Source organism: Candidatus Contubernalis alkalaceticus (assembly GCF_022558445.1).
Classification (GTDB): domain Bacteria; phylum Bacillota; class Dethiobacteria; order SKNC01; family SKNC01; genus Contubernalis; species Contubernalis alkaliaceticus.
Map to the genome: position 1 here is coordinate 710,552 of NZ_CP054699.1, position 16,318 is coordinate 726,869.

The 16,318-nt window shown below is 38.1% G+C and carries 19 protein-coding genes and 1 pseudogene; 8 read left to right on the forward strand and 12 right to left on the reverse strand.

Annotation, left to right across the window (positions count from 1 at the left end; all coding sequences use genetic code 11):
• Positions 1-11: 11 nt before the first annotated feature.
• Both HUE98_RS03380 and HUE98_RS03385 read left to right on the forward strand, forming a co-directional pair.
• Positions 12-989 carry an ABC transporter ATP-binding protein gene (locus HUE98_RS03380; RefSeq protein WP_241422479.1) on the forward strand — a complete coding sequence of 326 codons (978 nt, stop codon included), beginning with the start codon at positions 12-14 and terminating at the stop codon, positions 987-989.
• Positions 982-1,953: an ABC transporter ATP-binding protein gene (locus tag HUE98_RS03385; RefSeq protein WP_241422480.1), complete on the forward strand. Its 972-nt coding sequence runs from the start codon at positions 982-984 to the stop codon at positions 1,951-1,953. The genes HUE98_RS03380 and HUE98_RS03385 overlap by 8 nt, the downstream gene beginning before the upstream one ends.
• Before the next feature lie 37 nt (positions 1,954-1,990).
• Here the strand turns inward: HUE98_RS03385 and HUE98_RS03390 are convergent, their stop codons facing one another.
• Positions 1,991-4,072, reverse strand: a complete 2,082-nt coding sequence (locus HUE98_RS03390) for a molybdopterin-containing oxidoreductase family protein (RefSeq protein ID WP_241422481.1) — start codon at positions 4,070-4,072, stop codon at positions 1,991-1,993.
• A gap of 254 nt (positions 4,073-4,326) precedes the next feature.
• Between HUE98_RS03390 and HUE98_RS03395 the strand changes: the two genes are divergently transcribed.
• From HUE98_RS03395 to HUE98_RS03405, 3 genes are all read left to right on the forward strand, one after another.
• Positions 4,327-4,557, forward strand: coding sequence for an antitoxin VbhA family protein (locus tag HUE98_RS03395; RefSeq protein ID WP_241422482.1), 231 nt, complete (start codon positions 4,327-4,329; stop codon positions 4,555-4,557).
• Positions 4,557-5,183 (forward strand): Fic/DOC family protein, encoded by a 627-nt coding sequence (locus HUE98_RS03400; RefSeq protein ID WP_241422483.1) that lies wholly within the window; start codon positions 4,557-4,559, stop codon positions 5,181-5,183. The genes HUE98_RS03395 and HUE98_RS03400 overlap by 1 nt, the downstream gene beginning before the upstream one ends.
• Before the next feature lie 710 nt (positions 5,184-5,893).
• Positions 5,894-6,442 (forward strand): hypothetical protein, encoded by a 549-nt coding sequence (locus HUE98_RS03405; RefSeq protein WP_241422484.1) that lies wholly within the window; start codon positions 5,894-5,896, stop codon positions 6,440-6,442.
• A 129-nt stretch (positions 6,443-6,571) separates the two neighbouring features.
• On the opposite strand, the gene tnpC is transcribed toward HUE98_RS03405, so the two are convergent.
• From tnpC to HUE98_RS03445, 8 genes are all read right to left on the reverse strand, one after another.
• Positions 6,572-8,110 (reverse strand): IS66 family transposase, encoded by a 1,539-nt coding sequence (gene tnpC / locus HUE98_RS03410; protein WP_241420425.1) that lies wholly within the window; start codon positions 8,108-8,110, stop codon positions 6,572-6,574.
• A 96-nt stretch (positions 8,111-8,206) separates the two neighbouring features.
• Positions 8,207-8,563 carry an IS66 family insertion sequence element accessory protein TnpB gene (tnpB, locus tag HUE98_RS03415; RefSeq protein WP_241420424.1) on the reverse strand — a complete coding sequence of 119 codons (357 nt, stop codon included), beginning with the start codon at positions 8,561-8,563 and terminating at the stop codon, positions 8,207-8,209.
• The gene (tnpA, locus tag HUE98_RS03420; RefSeq protein ID WP_241420423.1) at positions 8,553-8,909 is read right to left on the reverse strand and encodes an IS66 family insertion sequence element accessory protein TnpA; all 357 of its coding nucleotides are present in this window, start codon (positions 8,907-8,909) and stop codon (positions 8,553-8,555) included. The genes tnpB and tnpA overlap by 11 nt, the downstream gene beginning before the upstream one ends.
• Before the next feature lie 166 nt (positions 8,910-9,075).
• Positions 9,076-10,137, reverse strand: coding sequence for a DUF4179 domain-containing protein (locus HUE98_RS03425; RefSeq protein ID WP_241422485.1), 1,062 nt, complete (start codon positions 10,135-10,137; stop codon positions 9,076-9,078).
• On the reverse strand, positions 10,121-10,669 hold the full coding sequence (locus HUE98_RS03430) for an RNA polymerase sigma factor (RefSeq protein WP_241422486.1): 549 nt from the start codon (positions 10,667-10,669) through the stop codon (positions 10,121-10,123). Before HUE98_RS03430 ends, HUE98_RS03425 begins: the two co-directional genes overlap by 17 nt.
• A 180-nt stretch (positions 10,670-10,849) precedes the next feature.
• Positions 10,850-11,257: a carcinine hydrolase/isopenicillin-N N-acyltransferase family protein gene (locus HUE98_RS03435; RefSeq protein ID WP_318036538.1), complete on the reverse strand. Its 408-nt coding sequence runs from the start codon at positions 11,255-11,257 to the stop codon at positions 10,850-10,852.
• A gap of 449 nt (positions 11,258-11,706) precedes the next feature.
• Positions 11,707-11,868, reverse strand: a complete 162-nt coding sequence (locus HUE98_RS03440) for a hypothetical protein (RefSeq protein ID WP_241422487.1) — start codon at positions 11,866-11,868, stop codon at positions 11,707-11,709.
• Positions 11,869-12,114: 246 nt separating this feature from the next.
• On the reverse strand, positions 12,115-12,324 hold the full coding sequence (locus HUE98_RS03445; RefSeq protein WP_241422488.1) for an addiction module protein: 210 nt from the start codon (positions 12,322-12,324) through the stop codon (positions 12,115-12,117).
• 331 nt (positions 12,325-12,655) lie between these two features.
• Here HUE98_RS03445 and HUE98_RS03450 point away from each other — a divergent pair, with 331 nt between their 5' ends.
• Positions 12,656-13,027, forward strand: a complete 372-nt coding sequence (locus HUE98_RS03450) for a 5-methylcytosine-specific restriction endonuclease subunit McrB (RefSeq protein WP_241422489.1) — start codon at positions 12,656-12,658, stop codon at positions 13,025-13,027.
• Positions 13,028-13,071: 44 nt separating this feature from the next.
• Here the strand turns inward: HUE98_RS03450 and HUE98_RS03455 are convergent, their stop codons facing one another.
• From HUE98_RS03455 to HUE98_RS17840, 3 genes and pseudogenes are all read right to left on the reverse strand, one after another.
• On the reverse strand, positions 13,072-13,335 hold the full coding sequence (locus tag HUE98_RS03455; RefSeq protein ID WP_241422490.1) for a hypothetical protein: 264 nt from the start codon (positions 13,333-13,335) through the stop codon (positions 13,072-13,074).
• Positions 13,336-13,439: 104 nt separating this feature from the next.
• Positions 13,440-13,940 (reverse strand): AAA family ATPase, encoded by a 501-nt coding sequence (locus HUE98_RS03460; RefSeq protein WP_407080297.1) that lies wholly within the window; start codon positions 13,938-13,940, stop codon positions 13,440-13,442.
• A pseudogene (locus tag HUE98_RS17840) lies at positions 13,914-14,320 on the reverse strand (ATP-binding cassette domain-containing protein); the annotation flags it as partial. The pseudogene HUE98_RS17840 and the gene HUE98_RS03460, both read right to left, overlap by 27 nt.
• 222 nt (positions 14,321-14,542) lie before the next feature.
• Here HUE98_RS17840 and HUE98_RS03465 point away from each other — a divergent pair.
• Entirely contained in the window at positions 14,543-14,770 is a 228-nt protein-coding gene (locus HUE98_RS03465) for a hypothetical protein (protein WP_241422491.1), read from the forward strand.
• A gap of 916 nt (positions 14,771-15,686) precedes the next feature.
• Positions 15,687-16,316: a hypothetical protein gene (locus tag HUE98_RS03470; protein WP_241422492.1), complete on the forward strand. Its 630-nt coding sequence runs from the start codon at positions 15,687-15,689 to the stop codon at positions 16,314-16,316.
• Positions 16,317-16,318: the final 2 nt, after the last annotated feature.

Consider the following 16,318-nt stretch of genomic DNA (forward strand, 5'->3'; position numbering starts at 1 on the left):
GGAATCGATAATTGAATTTACTTGAAATTAAAAATTTAACCATAACATTTAAAACTGAATCTGGAGATATACGGGCAGTAGACAATGTGAACTTTTCTGTAAAAAAAGGAGAAATCTTGGGATTGGTGGGCGAATCTGGTTCTGGGAAGACTGTAACGTCATTATCTATTTTAGGCTTATTGGGCAATTCTGGCAGTTGTGATGTTCAAGGAAAAATCTTTTTAAATGGAGAGAATTTACTTAAAAAAACAAAAGAAGAATTTCGCAAATTGAGGGGAAGTAAAATGGCAATGATTTTTCAAGATCCTATGACTTCCCTCAATCCTGTGTATACAGTGGGAGATCAGGTGGCAGAAGTATCTTTGATTCATGATAAAGCAGTTAAGAAAAAGGCTTGGGCCCGGGCTGTGGAGATGTTAAGGAAAGTGGGAATTCCCTCTGCTTATTCAAAGGCCAAACAATTTCCCCACCAGTTCAGTGGCGGAATGCGTCAAAGGGTAATGATTGCTATGGCATTGTCTGCTAATCCTGAGCTGTTAATTGCTGATGAGCCCACGACAGCCCTTGATGTTACCATCCAGGCCCAAATATTAGATTTGCTCCGGGAGCTTCATTCTAAAACTAATACATCCATAATACTTGTCACACATAATTTGGGTGTTGTTGCAGAGTTGTGCCATTCAGTTGCGGTGATGCTGGAAGGGTTAATTGTTGAAAAAACAAATGTAAAAAATATTTTTAAAAATCCATTACATCCTTACACGCAGGGATTACTAAATTCTATACCGGTTCTTGGGAAAAAAGAAAGGTTAACTCCTATACAATATCAACAGTCAATTGATTTTCATTCACAATACCAGGGTTGTCCTTTTTATCTTAAATGTCCAGTCAGTATTACTAAGTGCAAATGGGAAAAACCCAGGTTTTCTGAAGTTTCTCCAGGTCATTTTGTTCGTTGTTTTCAGGAAGGAGGAACGGATTGTGAATAACGAATTGGTAAGGGTTGAAGGTTTAAAAAAACACTTTTTCTTAAGAAGCGGATTTTTTGCGAAGAACAAAAATGTAGTTAAAGCTGTAGACGATGTAACTTTTTCTATTGAAAAAGGAGAAACCTTAGGTATTGTTGGTGAATCCGGATGTGGTAAATCTACCATGGGAAAACTTATTTTGCGTCTTTTAGATACAACTTCAGGAAATGTGTTTTTTAAAGGTGAAAATTTAATTAATAAATCCTCAAAAGAGCTTCTGGTCATGAGGCGTAATTTCCAAATGGTGTTTCAAAATCCTTATGGATCACTAAATACCAGGATGTCATTACAAGATATTCTTGAAGAACCATTAATAATTCATGGTTTTCACTCAACCAAACGGAAAAAAAGAATCAGGGAACTACTTGATTTTGTTGGCTTAAGTTATACTTTTGTTAACAGGTTTCCTCATGAATTCAGCGGAGGGCAGAGACAACGAATTGCCATTGCCAGAGCATTAGCCCTAAACCCAGAGTTCATTGTAGCCGATGAGCCTGTTTCAGCATTGGATGTATCTATTCAAGCACAGATTCTTAACTTACTTCTTGATCTGCAAAAAGAATTGAATCTGACATACTTGTTTATTGCTCATGATTTAAGTGTTGTGCAGTATATTTCAGACCGGGTAGGGGTAATGTATCTGGGGAAAATTGTAGAAATTACGGATAGCGAAAATTTATACCGGAACCCCTTGCATCCTTATACACAGGTATTATTATCTGCTATTCCCATAGTATTTCCTGAAGAAACATCAAAAAGAAAAATACTTAAAGGAGATATACCGAGTTTTATTAATGCCCCTGGAGGTTGTGGTTTCAGCAGTCGGTGTGATGAAAAAAAAGGTATATGTATCAAGGTAGAACCTACCCTTCAGGAATACATGCCGGGACATTTTGTTGCGTGTCATCTTTACAGCAGCCAATGATTTTTATTCCTGGTTTTGGTGATTTCTCAACCATAGCTCATTCATCTAAATCAGCTATTTTTTCTATTCTTGCCAGGAGAGCCCTGCATGGAGGAAACCCGGAAACTGGATCAAGGTTTTTGTCATCTACTAAAAGGTTTGCATTGGCCTCTTCCCAGCCGTGCGAAAGTGAAATAACTCCTGGAAGAATGTCCAGGGAGGTCTTTATGAGCACTTGCAGTCTTCCCCGGGGAGATTCCAGCATTACCTTATCATTATTTTTAAGTGCCATTTTTTCTGCTGTCTCTCTGTGGATTTCCAGCAGAGGTTCCGGTGAAAGCTGTCGAAGGGGTGGAATATTATGAAAACGGGAATGGATATAAGGCATATCTCTGGTACCTGTGGTAAGAATTAGAGGATAATCTTGTTTTAATTCAGGAGTAGAAACTGGACTTTCCGCAGTTTCTTTATAAATCGGGAGAGGGTCGTACCCAAGTTTCTCCAGCTGTTTGCAGTAGACTTCTACCTTTCCCGAAGGTGTAAGAAAACCATTCTTAATGTATTTCTTTTCATGATAATTCCATTCTAAACTTCCCTTTTCACAGAGCTCTTCGAAGGTAATACCTAAAGAATTCAAACGGTGGTTTATAACGTCTTCTTCACTATTCCAGGGAAAGTAATGCTCCATATTCAGCCTCTTCATCAGTTGGCGACAAATTTTCCAATCAGAGGGAATATCTTCTTTCAATATCTTTTTCACCGGGTATACTTTTTGAAATCCTGTTATTCCATTGCTGCTAAAAAGGTCTAAACGCCCCAGGAACGATGCGGCGGGTAATACCAGGTCGGCTTGTTTCGCTGTTTCCGTTAAAAAATGGTCTATTACTCCCACGAACTCTAGTTTTCCTAAAGCACTTTTAACCCGATTGCTGTTTGGCCAGGTTAACATTGGATTTCCTGCTGCTATCAGCATGGCTTTTATAGAATATGGTTTCTCCTCCAGTATGGCATCAATATAGCGTCCTGCTTGTGCGTTTTGAAACCATTTATAAAAAAGGGGGAATTCTTTTTCTCCTACAGCCGGGGGTTTCTCTTTTTTAGGCAATTCTGAAAGCAGCGAAACCATAGGGTTGGGCTGTGGAAAGAGGCTGCCTCCCCTTATGTCCAGGTTTCCACATAATGACTGCAGCAAGTAGATAGCCCGCAATCCTTGGAAACCATTAGACTGCAGCTCCAGGGCAATGCCTGGTGAAATACAAGCCGGAGAATTACTTCCATAGAGTTTCGCAGCTTTTTCTATTTTCCTTTGGGGAATCCCTGTGATTTTCTCGATTTTTTCTAGGGGATAACTTTTTAAATACTCCACCAGGTAGTCCAGGCCGATAATCCAGTTGTTTACGAAATTGCTATTATATAGTTTCTCTTTTAGGATTACCTGGATGAACCCCAGAGCCAGTGCTCCGTCGGTTCCGGGACGAGGCTGCAGGTGTAGATCGGCTTTTTTTGCCATAAATGTTTCTCTAGGGTCAATTACTATCAGTTTTCCTCCGTTTCTTCGAGCCTTGGTTATAAGGTTAGCAGCAAGAGGGGATGTTACTGATGGATTAGACCCCCACAACACGATGCAGCGACTGTTTCCAAAATCCGGGACTGGAAGAGTCCCTATAGTAACTGATGCGGCCAGAAACTTAGAGAAGTGACAGTGACTTCCGGGTGTGGAAAAGTTGGGAGTTCCAAAGGCCTGGCAGAAAAGATTATAATATGAAGTAAATTCTCTGCCTACTCCCGGATATCCTACGTGTACTGCCAGAGCCTGGGGCCCATATTGGGCCTTAATTTTTTTTAGCTGATCTGCCAAAAAGTCCAAAGCACTATCCCAAGAAATTTTCGACCAGCTTCCCCCCTTGTTTTTTTTAAGGGGATATCTCAATCGGTCGGGAGCATGTATGATAGAAGCTAACGCTTTTCCTTTTGAACAAAGATAACCTTTGCTGACGGGGTGATTTTTTTGTCCATTGACCTCTATAATTTTGTTGCCCTTAATGCTTAGAATTAATCCGCAGTGGGCAGTACAGATTCCACATACAGTAGTAATGTTATTTATTTTATCTATTTTTCTGGTTTTTTTGACTGATTCCATTTTTTTCTCCTTTTTTTTATTATTAGTATATAAATTCCTCTAATTAACATTTAAAACCTTTTAAACTTATATTCCATTAGGTTATATAGATAGAGGAAAAGCTAATAATTAGGAATTATTTTATAAACACGTTGATAAGGAGCGAATAATACTTGAAATCCAGCACCTGGTAGAAGCGAGAACGTAATAAATAGTCCTAACCTTAATTGTTTTATAACTTATATTTGAGTATAATGCTAATAGAGGTGATAATCTTGAAAAAAATAATAAGGACTAAAAGAATAGAGACTAAAAAAATAAGGCCCAAAAGATTAAACACAAAGAGAGTAATTGCAAGTGTAGGAGCTTCATTAGCATTTGAAGGTTTAAAACCAAGTATGCATGCACAGGTAGTTGGAAAACGGTATTTGGAAGGTAAAATTAGTAGTAGTGAGGCTATTGCTAAAGTTAAAGCAAAACACGCATCTAGCTTTAGGGATAAATAATGAACAGCAGGAGCGGTTTTTCTAGATATGACCGTAAACAAAATGACCAATCTAAATATTGTTATAAAGATACTGAAATCTTAATAAATAAAGAGAATATTAGGGATGAAAAAGCTTTAGCAAAATATGAAGCTGACATAACGCTAATTCGGCAATACGAACTTGAAGAAGAACAACCTGTTAGAGGAAGATTTGGGATTACTCATATTAAGAGGATACACCGGTATATATTTCAAGACATTTATCCTTTTTCTGGTAAATTTAGAACTGAAAACATTCGCAAGGGCCTAACAGAATTTTGTAAAAGCCAGTATATAGAAGAAAATCTAGATAGTCTACTTAATGAACTGAAAAGGGACAGGTTTTTAATAGGATTGAGTGCGGAAAAATTTTCTGAAAAGGCAGCCTATTACATGTCTGAAATAAATATAATTCACCCGTTTAGAGAAGGGAATGGCCGAGGCATAAGGGAGTTTATACGTCAATTAGCGTTAAAATGTGGCTATATTATTAACTGGTCTTTAATTGGGTCGGAAGCACTGTTAAAGGCAACCATTACTGCTGCAGCTGATAGTAATTATAGACCATTGGCTGATTGTATTTTTGAAGTCATAGAAAACAAGTAAATACATTTTTATAGTTATAGGTGTCATAACAGATTGAGATTGATAACTTGAATAACCCTCAAAACCATCCACTTATCCTTACATTGATCATCCTGCAGTTGAGTGTCCTCGTCTTTTTTTATTTTCCGGAATTAACAAAATGGTATTACCTTTTATACTTAACCCCGTGGTTAGTAAGATAGGGTTAAAGGGTTATAGATGATATTCGCCATAAGTTTGAAGTACTCGGTAATTCGGATGTATTCCTTCCACAAATTCTCGATAGAAAGTCAAGAAAGTCAAGGAAAGTCAAGGGGACGTTTTGTTTGACTTGCATACCTGGCCTCGGATATTTACCCCTCTATTAGAAGTTTATTGTGCTTAAGTACACAGAGCTGAAAAAATGTTAACCAAATGAATAATATATGCCGCCACTTTCATTGTAGCTTTTCTTAGCAGCTTCAAGTATTTCCTGGTTTTCAAGGTCTCGCTTACTGGGTCTCTATTTTTCCAGCCGTATGACAAAACTAGACATTTTACTACAAAGGAATTGCACTATTTTTGCAGAAATAAAAAGTAAATAGAATAATTATCCAATAACTGTGACTTCAAATTATTGAAGATGGCTGAGATAATAAGTAATTCATTATTTTAAGAGGTCTTTGTATTAATGAAAGCTTGCAGTCCTAAGTAAAGCAGTTAAAAATCTAATAAGGGAAACATTTAACTTTATGAGCAGTGAATCAGATCAAACATGGGTAGCTTTAGCCTGGATACTTATTATTGTGTTAGGGATTTCTATATATAATAATGCTCAGCATGAGCAACAAGCTGCTGAGCCTGTTACTACGTACCCAGAAATAGTGCAGCCGCTATTTAATGAACCAATTCAACCATTACCTAAGCATGGAACAACAGTAGAGTACTCTGAGGAGGAAGCGATTGCTCCTTTTAAAATAATAACCAAGCCACAAGAGCTGTTCTATTTTATTAAAGTAGTTGAATGGGATTCAAAGCGCCCCGTATTAACAATATTTATTCACTCAGGCCAGGATGTTGATCTTTTGATGCCCATAGGCTCTTATGAAATAAGATTTGCTTCAGGTAAGACGTGGCATGGAGAGGAGCATCTGTTTGGTTCTAGAACAAATTATGAAAAAGCTGATGAAAGGTTTAATTTTACCATCTCAGGACAACAAGTTTTTGGCTATACCTTACAACTTATTGATCAGCAAGATGGAAATTTAAAAAAAGTTAAAATGAAAGCGGATGAATTTTAGAAAAAAATTCGCGAAGCAATATAACAAAACCCCCGGTTCCTTTATTTACTTAAAAGGTAAGCGTCTAATAAGTCAGTGGATATAAAAAAAGCAAAAACTAGTGTAAACTAAGTTTTTGCCTCTTTTTCTTTACTTGCAGTTTTCCTGGACATCCTGACTCCATGGAAGATAATCTTCAAGGAACTCTGGATGTTGCCCAAACTGTACGCCTGGAAGCTCGCTAAAGATGAAATATAGGTATTTGTATGGATTTAGGCCATTAGCCTTGGCACTTTCAATGATACTGTAAACGGCTGCACTTGCTGCAGCTCCTTTAGGGCTTCCGCTGAAAAGCCAGTTCTTTCGTCCAATAGTGAAGGGACGGATACTGTTTTCTGCCAGGTTGTTGGAAATAGAGCAGCTACCATCCTTAAGATAATTCGTTAGCTCCTTCTTATGGTTTAGGGCATAGTTCAAGGCTTCGCTCAATTTGGATTTGGGAAGCACCTTTTTCTTTGTGGAATAAATCCACGCCCAAAAGGCCTCCAAAACAGGCTTTTCCTGCTTCAGACGCTCTACTTTGCGCTGTTCACTTGGTAGCTTCTCGAGATTTTTTTCAATCTCAAAAAGTTTGTTGCAGTAGGCAATGCCTTGGCTTGAAAAGGTAGCTTCAGGTCGATGGGCATCTTTGGGAAGTGCATCGACAAACTTCCTTCTGACATGTGCCCAGCACAGGCATCTTATGATTCCTGGAATCTTTTTGTACCCAGAGTATGCATCCGAGTGGAGATACCCTTCATAGTCTTTCAGGAACTCCTGCGGGTACTTGCCGCTCCTTCCCGGTTGATACTCGAAGATCCGGATGGGGTGTTTGGCATGCTGGCCAGAACTGTATAACCACATGTAGGAATCTGTTGTGTTCTTGCGCCCCACTTCGTTCATTACTTGCACGGGCGTTTCATCTGCATGTATATAATGCTCCTGCATCAGCTTTTGGTGCATCAGCTCCACCAAAGGACGCAACCAGTCACGGGATGCAGCCAGAATCCAATTGGACATGGTAGCGCGGCTTAGGTTCACACCAAGTGTCTTCCATTCCTTTTCCTGCCGATAAAGGGGAAGGGCATTGACGAATTTCTGATGCATAACCCAAGCCACTGTAGATGGAGACGCCATGGAATGCTGAATTACCGGATAAGGCATCGGCGACTTCTCCATGTATGGTTTTCCATCTTTACGACAGGTTCGGCACTCGAAGGTTTCACGGTAATAATCAATGACCCTGACTTTGGCAGGAATATACTCAACTTCGGTGCGGATAAATTCTTCACCAACTGATAAAAGAGTGGTGTCACATTCTTCACAGAAGCGATCTTCTTCAGCAAGAGTGCAGAGGCGTTTATCGCGAGGGATATCTTTCAATAGCTCCATTCGCTGTCCCTTAAATTTCTTTCTTCGATAACCCTGCACTTCCTTAAGGTCAGGTTCTGGGGCCTTCGGATTCGCTTCTATTTCTGCCTCATCAAAAAGAGACATCTGTCCCGTGGGTAGGGACGATGTCTTCTCAGAGCTTTTCCCGAAAAGTTTACGTGTCAGATACTCGACTGTATCGTGGAGCTTTTTGTTTTCCTGCTCCAGTTGGGATATACGGTTTTCTAATTTTTCTAACAACTGCTCGGATGCGCTCATAAATGATGGTTTCCTTTGGTATTTTTACTATATTTAGTATAGCATAAAAACGTCCAGAAAGCCAGTGTTTATGGGCATTCTTAGCACTTTTTTTAGTTAAAAACCACCCTCTATCTTAACTTTTTTTACGGCCTTTGGTTGGTCAATGGAAAGTCCCTCCAAGAGCCACCGAAGCTCCTGATTTGTAATAGAACGAACTGCTTCGGCGTTCATTGGCCACTGGAACTTTCCGTTTTCTAATCGCTTGTACAGGAGCACGAATCCATCTTCTTCCCAGTAGAGTGCTTTGATTCGATCGCGGCGCCGGCCACAGAAGAGAAACAAACTGTTCTGAAAGGGATTTAACTGAAAGTTTTGTTGGACGATAGCAGCAAGTCCATCAATTGCCTTTCTCATGTCAGTATAACCACAAGCAATATATATTTTCTCGGCTTTGGAGATATCACCGAACATTTTGTAGTGCCCTTAAGGTATTTTCGATTAACGTCGTGGATGCATTGTTGCGAAGCTCCAATGTAACAGAACCAAACCGCAGAATAATTTGTGAAGTCGACTCTGAAACTGGACCGTCTGCATTTGCTGGAATGTTTACTGGTACGATTGAACTATTTTCTTCAAGAGATGGGATGGCTTCGCATGCCGCCTCACGTACTTTCCGCAACCAATAGTAGTAAGTTTTTGGGTTGATGTCATGGTCAGCGCACCATACCTTGACGGTTTGTCCACTGCTGCGACATTCGCGGATAATTTGAGTCCATTGATTCAGCCGGTACTTTCTAGTAACTTCCCTGGTGTTCAACTCTAAACCTCCTTTTGGAGTTTTTCGACCTGGTCGAAAAACTCTACAAATTCTAATTTAGAGAATTGTCTCATATTACTAGGGAAGTTACCATACACCGACTTATTGGGCGCTTACCTTAAAAGGTAAGGGGTTTTTGTTATAGGACAGTTTAAAGTATTGTTTGCTAATGTGTAATTAATTCGACTGTTTGGTCTTCCAGGAGCTGTTTTTCAGGAGGGCCAATCAAGAATACTCGTAATGTATATTTACTTGAATTATGAAAAGCACTAGCTCGAAAGTTTGTAGTGATGATAGTTTTACCCTCATTTTCTTCCATCACAAAGCCCTGTCCTTCAAATTCCTCTCCATTTTCGCTAATGAGCTTCATTTGAAACAAACCTCCCGAACCTTCAATTACTGTGTTAAGAACAAAGCTGACATTAAAAGAGGTGGGAGTTGATACGGCAGACAGAATCTCTATATCTGAAGATTGCTTTTGTGCAGTATATTTAACGATCTCTCTTTCAAGGTAACCGTCTTCATTTAGTGCTAAATCCCATTGACCGTCAATTTCTTTTAATAAATTGTTTGAGGAGAAAAGTCTAATGGTTTCTACTTCAACGACTGCATTCTCAATTTTTGGAATTTGGCCTTTTATTGATTCGATTACAAAATAAAACTGAACTTCCGGTTTTGTATCATCAATATAACTATGCACTGAAAAAGCATTGATGATATGAGGTAGATTATCTGCTTTTAATGGTTTTGTATCTGGAATATTTTCAACAATATATATACCGTCGACATTTTTGACTCTAAAGTCTAAGACCACATCATCTATTCCTTTTAGCAGATCAGCCTCCTCAAATTTGGCAGTCATAATAAACGCCATTTTGTAAGAATCGTAAAGGTAACTATCAAGGGAAATAGTTATGTTTTGGTTAGATACCATACTGTCGATTGGCTGTAGAAGTCCTTCATCTACTGTTCTTTCAATGCCCGAATCATTAAACCCTAAGAAACCTTTAATGTTTGCGATTACTGAGCTATTTGTTGCTAGCACTCCTAGAATGAGAATACAAACAGCAGCAACTATACCTTTTTTCCAAAACATGTTTATCTTCTCCTTCTTTCCATATTTTTTTATTTCACTATAAGTATTGTCAAGTGCTGTTCTAACACTTTTTGGTATTTCGCTATCTTCCTGCAGAATTTTGTTTATTTTTTTCTCAAAGTTTTTTTCCATACTCAGAACACCCCTCCTCACTGTAATACTTCTTTTTTAAGGTTGCTCTTGCCCTTGAAAGTCTAGATTTTACGGTTCCTTCAGGCTCCTTTAAAAAATTCCCAATTTCTCTTGTGTTTAGTCCAACTATGTAATACAGAATAACTACTAATTTATAATCATGATTTAAACTATTGATGGCATCGTTTAATTCAATCCGGAGAAATTCATTGCCACTAACTTTATTGGGTAGAACTTCATCAACACATATAAGCTTTTTGTTCTTACGCAAGATCTCGTTGCACTTATTAATTAAGATTTTGCAGACCCACGTTTTAAAGTACTGTTCATTTTGCAGGGTATTGATGTTTTCAAACGCTTTCATTATTGCTTCTTGCATTGCGTCGGCAATATCTTCATCACAATCTAGAAGCCTTTTTGCAACGCCGTATAAAACACCCTCATACAGTTTTATGGCTTTAACAAAGGCCTCTCCATCGCCCTTTTTTGCTTTTTTTACTAGAATGCTTAGTTGATCCGCAATATTAGCCACCCCCAATAATATGTCTTATACTATATTAGATAGAAAAGTAATTTAAATGGTTGCATTAATCTTGATTAAATTATGAATAATAACCCGCAATCCCTTTAATCATATAAGGAATTACGGGTTATTTAACTTTTGATACTGATTATTTTTAAGCATCATTCTGACGACGAAGCGTATCTTATCTTAAATCATATACTCAGCGAACTGGAAACTGCAGGGGTTCCCGGCCGCTGCATACATTACGCCGTCTTCAGGAACCATTATAAAAGAAGCCAGGGTAGAAGATTGATACTGAGGTGGCACAGAACTGTCTACATGACGACAGATGGAATAAGGATAGTTTTCGTGGTCGGAAAGTATATCTATCATAACTTTAGGGGTTATCTTATCATAATGCTCATCCATTAAATATCTTATTCTTTCTATACGTTTAAAACTGTCAGGGAAAATTTGAGCTGCCATATCTCCCGTTTTAAGCCGTTCAGTAAGATAATGATTGGTATGGACAATAATATTGTCGCGGGGTTTTAGGACCTCCCGGTCGTTATGTATGCTTTCCAGCCCAAATATTTCCTCACTGGCATCTGCCAGATAATTACTATTGTTTTTTCACTCCCAGCCACAGGTCTCTCCATAAGTCTTTAACAAATTTTTCCTTCCTCATTTCCGGCAAAATCATCATCCAGTTTAGAATCCCTTCCCTAGCTTTCCTGACAATTTCTTTATTTATGGTTTTTTGTATATTTATGGTTTTTTGTAATAGTGACATTTTAACAGAACAATTACAAAAAGGTATTAATTTTTAATTGAGACAGGGATAAAATTTTTAGAAGTGCGGTGAAAATGTTCCATATTTGTCAGGATACTCTTTGCGGAAGGAATAGAAAAGGGTTTGTTCAGGGATGATTGCCCCAGAAAAATGTTCTGGTCTTTTCGATTATTTTTACAATCACTTTAGTGTTGTGGGTGACAGACCTCATATAGGTAGGTATTGCCCACTTGAAATAAATGTTCTTTAATGTTGCCAGTAATATTTACGACTAACTGGGCTGTAACTGATCTGTTTTCATGTAGTAAGTAATATACTCCTGGAAAATATGGTAAAGCTTATCTTCCGTGTCCATAGTCTCTGCACCATCCATGATTTCCTCCATCAAGTTAACATACTCGTGGGCAAGGTCTTCATAAACTGAAAAAAACAACTCTTCTTTTCCTTTATAAAAATATGGTCACTTTCTATTGAGTATAATAGTTGATACGGAAACTTATGAAGAGGCACTTTCGTACTTCACCACTTTCAATCGACCACGCTGTGGGGTACTCAACAATTCGCAAAGCTGCCTTACTTACTTCTTCCTTAAATCTCTTGCCAAGTCTAAAATGTTGAAGTTCATAAAATCTAACTGCATCCTCAAGTTCTAGCTTAGCATACTTAGAAAATATTACTCTCATAACTCTTCCTTAAATATCTCTTCCATAGGGAAAGCTTCTAATTTTCCTTCTCTATACGCTTTAAGCCTTTTTTCTGATTCCTCTATCCATAAATCATCGATCTTCTTATCTGGCTCATCAATACTCTTAATCAAACCTTCCACAAGTATAAACCTCTCTTCAGGTTTCAGCTTAAGTGCTTGCTTTAGTATTTCATCAACACTCATACCTACGCACCTCCAAAATAATTTTTAGACTATTTAGTATTTTTATTATAACATGTGGTGAGTAAAGTTTATATCTGGTAGTAGCGAATTTTTAGCTCTTCATCATCTCATCATTATATGAGATATGGTGTTTTATACCTCCCAAAAACTTCGTACGGCCAAATGTATTAAGCTTAAAGGTAAGGATAATCATAATGTCAATGAGCTGGCTCCGGACAAGAGTAATGTTAAAATATTACAAGGAAATTGGATATATTTGTAGAATAAAAGAAATAAGTTCTCTCAACTTGAAACATAGTAGTATTATGAAAATGTTTACATTGTGGGTACTATGAACACGGCAGATCGTTCTATTGCACTGCTGGATGTTGCACTCAGGCGTCGGTTTGGTTTTGTTGAATTAATGCCGGATTACAGCCTGTTTCAAGGCGTATCTTTTGAGGGGATGCCCCTTGGAGAATGGCTTAAAGAACTTAACAAGCGCATATGTGAAAACATAGGACAGGACGCTCGCAACTTACAGATTGGACATTCTTATTTCCTTGAAAAAGAGAAGGCTGTCACCAGTGCTGATAGATTCGGAATGATAGTAAAAGAGGATGTTATTCCGCTGATTGAAGAGTATTGCTATGGAGATTATGGTACAATGTCAAAAATTCTTGGAAGCGGCATTGTTGACGTAAAACATCAGATGATAAACTAGGAACCTTTTGGTGAAGGAAATATTTCTAAAAATATTTATATTACCTAAATGGGCAGGTTTTTGCGACTGAAGAATAGAATCCCGCCGCCGTACATTACTGTCGCGACAATTAAAAAGATTACGTTGGCAGTAATGGTAAAGGAATTTCCGTCTAATAATTTTAAAGGATCCAGCAGGGTGAATAGGGAAAGATTCCCCAACCATGCGTATTTTTCTCCTACATTGGCCAGCATGTTCAGTACGAAAAACGCGATAGGCACTCCCGCACCAAAAGCCAGGGAGTTCGCTGTCAATACTCTCCGGGTCAAACATGGATATGATTATTCCCATGTACATTATCATAATTACAAAAAAAATGGCAAGAGTAATCCAGTTTGATTTTGTGGTAGCCTTAAACAAGGTGAAATTCATATTACTGTACCCCCTGTCCATAATATTTCATAAACACCTGTTCCAGGCTTTGTGATGGGATATTCATCTCCAGCACTTTGCATTTAGCCAGCGTTTCAATAAAGCGGTCATAATTAGAACTTACATAGACTTCAACATGATTGTCCGTTATACTTCCAAGATCCAGTCCGCTGTTTTGAAGCTGCTTAACATCTTCTAAAGAGGCAACGGTTACTAAAAAAGCCTTGCGTTGTGATGCCTTCAGGGAATGTACGTCTTCCACATCTACAAGCCGGCCCTCCCGTATGATCCCGGCCCGGTCATTGGTACGGTCAATTTCCCCAAAGTTATGGGAAGACATCAAGATGGTTTTCCCCCGGGACTTTTCCTCCATAATTAAATCTATGAAATAGCGCTGCATCAGCGGGTCAAGGCCGCTGGTGGGTTCATCCAAAATATAGACTTCAGGGTCGTGCATGAAAGCTGTGATAATGCCCAGTTTCTGCTTCATACCTTTAGACATTTTGCGAATCCTGCCGCCGGTTTCCAGTTCAAACCGTTGGATGAGATTGTTGGTACGGGTTTTATCCTTACATCGCCGCATTTCATTCATGAATTTTAAAAACTGTGTGCCGGTCATATCGCTGAAAAAAGCAATTTCCCCCGGCAGATACCCCAAGAACTTTTGAATTTCCTTTGCCTGAGTTCGGCAGTCAAGTCCGTTAATGGTGCAGCGTCCTTTATCAGCATTAGTAAATCCAGCAGCTGGCGGATGGTGGTGGTTTTCCCCGAACCATTAGGCCCAAGGTAGCCGAATACCTCCCCTTCCTCAACAGAAAAAGAAAGATCAAAGATTCCTTTTCCATTTTTATAGGTCATGGTAAGATCTTTGACCTCAATCATATAAATCTCCTCCCCTTAGTTTTGAAATGAGAGACTGTTATATTTCATATTATCACCATAATAATTTTTAGTTCCAGTCGTAGCTAAAGCGCTGGGCTTTATGCGGAGATTTATGCAACAAGCCAAATAATAATTTGATTTGATATAACTTGTTATATTTTTACAAGCCCCCGCATATTTTGAACGGAACCGTGCAAAAATGAATAGGGGGTTGAAGAGTTAATGTTCAAAAAGAAGTACTTAATAATCAGCCTTATCCTGCTGTTTACTATGGGTTGTCTTTTTGCAGGATGTGGGGAACAGGTTGAAGATCAGTTAGACAATGTTGAAGATACGGTGGAAGATGTAATTGAAGATGTAGAAGATACTGAAGAAGTTGAAGATGATGAAGAGGACGAGACTGATGAGGTAGTAGCGGAAGAGGATGACGAAGAGGAAGAAGCGGAATAACTGGAATAAAAAAATATTGCACGGCTAAGAAGCGGGTTTTTATTGCCCGCTTTTTTTTATGAGAAGTGGGTACATTCTTAGCAGCAGGCATTATGTCCGGAAATATGCTAAAATGTATTTGTTTTGGAAAGGTAAGGACAAGGGGTTTCGATAGCCCTTTATGGCGGATTTTGAAAATACCGAAAGCACGGGGCGGATATTCGGGCAATAATACGACAAAACTAAACAATTTGCTACAAAGGGATTACGGCAAGTTTGCAGGAATAAGATGTAATTAGAATAATTATCCATTAATTATTCACTTGGAAAATATAAACATAAGCAGGAATTAGGTGGAATTATATAAAAAAATATACAAGATAAGCATGTCTCCAGAATTATAATTGAAAATCCTACTATTACTCCATATCAAAGAGTATATATAATTAAATTCACCAGAATAACATTGACATAATAAAATAAATTATAGATGGTAAAATTGTTCAAAATGTTTATTGTTATTATTTTTTTATTTTTTATTATACTGCTGCAGATAGGAGCTTGATTAACTTATGACTGACGATTTATATTTAAAATCTTTAATAGAAGACCTTCAAAGAGGGTTTGAGCTCCCAAATATAAATACTTATATTTATGAATTTCTGTCCGATCAATTATATCTTGAATTAATAAAAACAAGTTGGTTTAAAAGATTATTTGAGATACCTTTTTTAGGAGGCCTATCTTATATACCTCCTTCGTAGCCGTAGAAGAAAGGACAGATAAAATTACCGGACTCCCCGAAACCATAGTAGTTCCCGTATCTCCCCCGGCAAACTGGCAGTTATTAAGAGATTCAGATGCAAGTATAACAGTTTCTTGCTATCATTCTTTGAGGCGTGTAAGAGAAAATACCCTTGAGGATACCTGTGACTTTATGAGTTTTGATGATGCTGTTCATATTGATGAATCAACTGTCAACTTCATAATACCATCACTAGAAAGACGAAGCAGGAATTCTGAAAGAACAATTAAAAAATCACTGCGTTATTTGGCTTTAAAACAGCAGGCCGATGGTTCTTTTGCAGACAGTCCCGAAGATAAACTGTATAAGAAATTAAAAATCACGGCCCTCAGTTTGTCATCCTTTCTGCTTGCTCCAGATGAAATAAGATTATATAAAAAACAGCTGTTAAGATCAATTAAATATCTTTTAGATAATGAAGGGGAATATACTGTCGAACCGGTTTCAAAAGAATATAAACAGGTTCATTCCCTGGTAGCGCTATCCTTAAAATTGCTGGAAGGCAGTGAATTAATCAGGGGAAAATTGAAAATAGAGGCAGACAGGTTAACCCACAAATTATTCTCCGGTTATAATCAGGAAAAAACATCTCTGTTTTTTGAGCAAAATGTGCCCGGCATAAATGTTGTAAGGGAGATATTTAAAACGCTAAATTTAGAACTGGAAGAACGGTTGAAGGAGTTTGATTTTGAAAAGGAATATATTGATGCCATGGATTTGGCTTTGTCCTGCCTTGCTTTAACCTGCCATGAGCAGCAGTAAGG

Coding starts and splice junctions, on each gene's coding strand:
- HUE98_RS03390 (WP_241422481.1), bottom strand. CDS start 4,072: ATGGAATCAGTCAAAAAAACCAGAAAAATAGATAAAATAAATAACATT.
- HUE98_RS03400 (WP_241422483.1), top strand. CDS start 4,557: ATGAACAGCAGGAGCGGTTTTTCTAGATATGACCGTAAACAAAATGAC.
- HUE98_RS03405 (WP_241422484.1), top strand. CDS start 5,894: ATGAGCAGTGAATCAGATCAAACATGGGTAGCTTTAGCCTGGATACTT.
- tnpC (WP_241420425.1), bottom strand. CDS start 8,110: ATGAGCGCATCCGAGCAGTTGTTAGAAAAATTAGAAAACCGTATATCC.
- tnpB (WP_241420424.1), bottom strand. CDS start 8,563: ATGTTCGGTGATATCTCCAAAGCCGAGAAAATATATATTGCTTGTGGT.
- HUE98_RS03425 (WP_241422485.1), bottom strand. CDS start 10,137: ATGGAAAAAAACTTTGAGAAAAAAATAAACAAAATTCTGCAGGAAGAT.
- HUE98_RS03445 (WP_241422488.1), bottom strand. CDS start 12,324: ATGAGTGTTGATGAAATACTAAAGCAAGCACTTAAGCTGAAACCTGAA.
- HUE98_RS03450 (WP_241422489.1), top strand. CDS start 12,656: ATGAACACGGCAGATCGTTCTATTGCACTGCTGGATGTTGCACTCAGG.
- HUE98_RS03460 (WP_407080297.1), bottom strand. CDS start 13,940: ATGTCTAAAGGTATGAAGCAGAAACTGGGCATTATCACAGCTTTCATG.
- HUE98_RS03465 (WP_241422491.1), top strand. CDS start 14,543: ATGTTCAAAAAGAAGTACTTAATAATCAGCCTTATCCTGCTGTTTACT.
- HUE98_RS03470 (WP_241422492.1), top strand. CDS start 15,687: ATGAGTTTTGATGATGCTGTTCATATTGATGAATCAACTGTCAACTTC.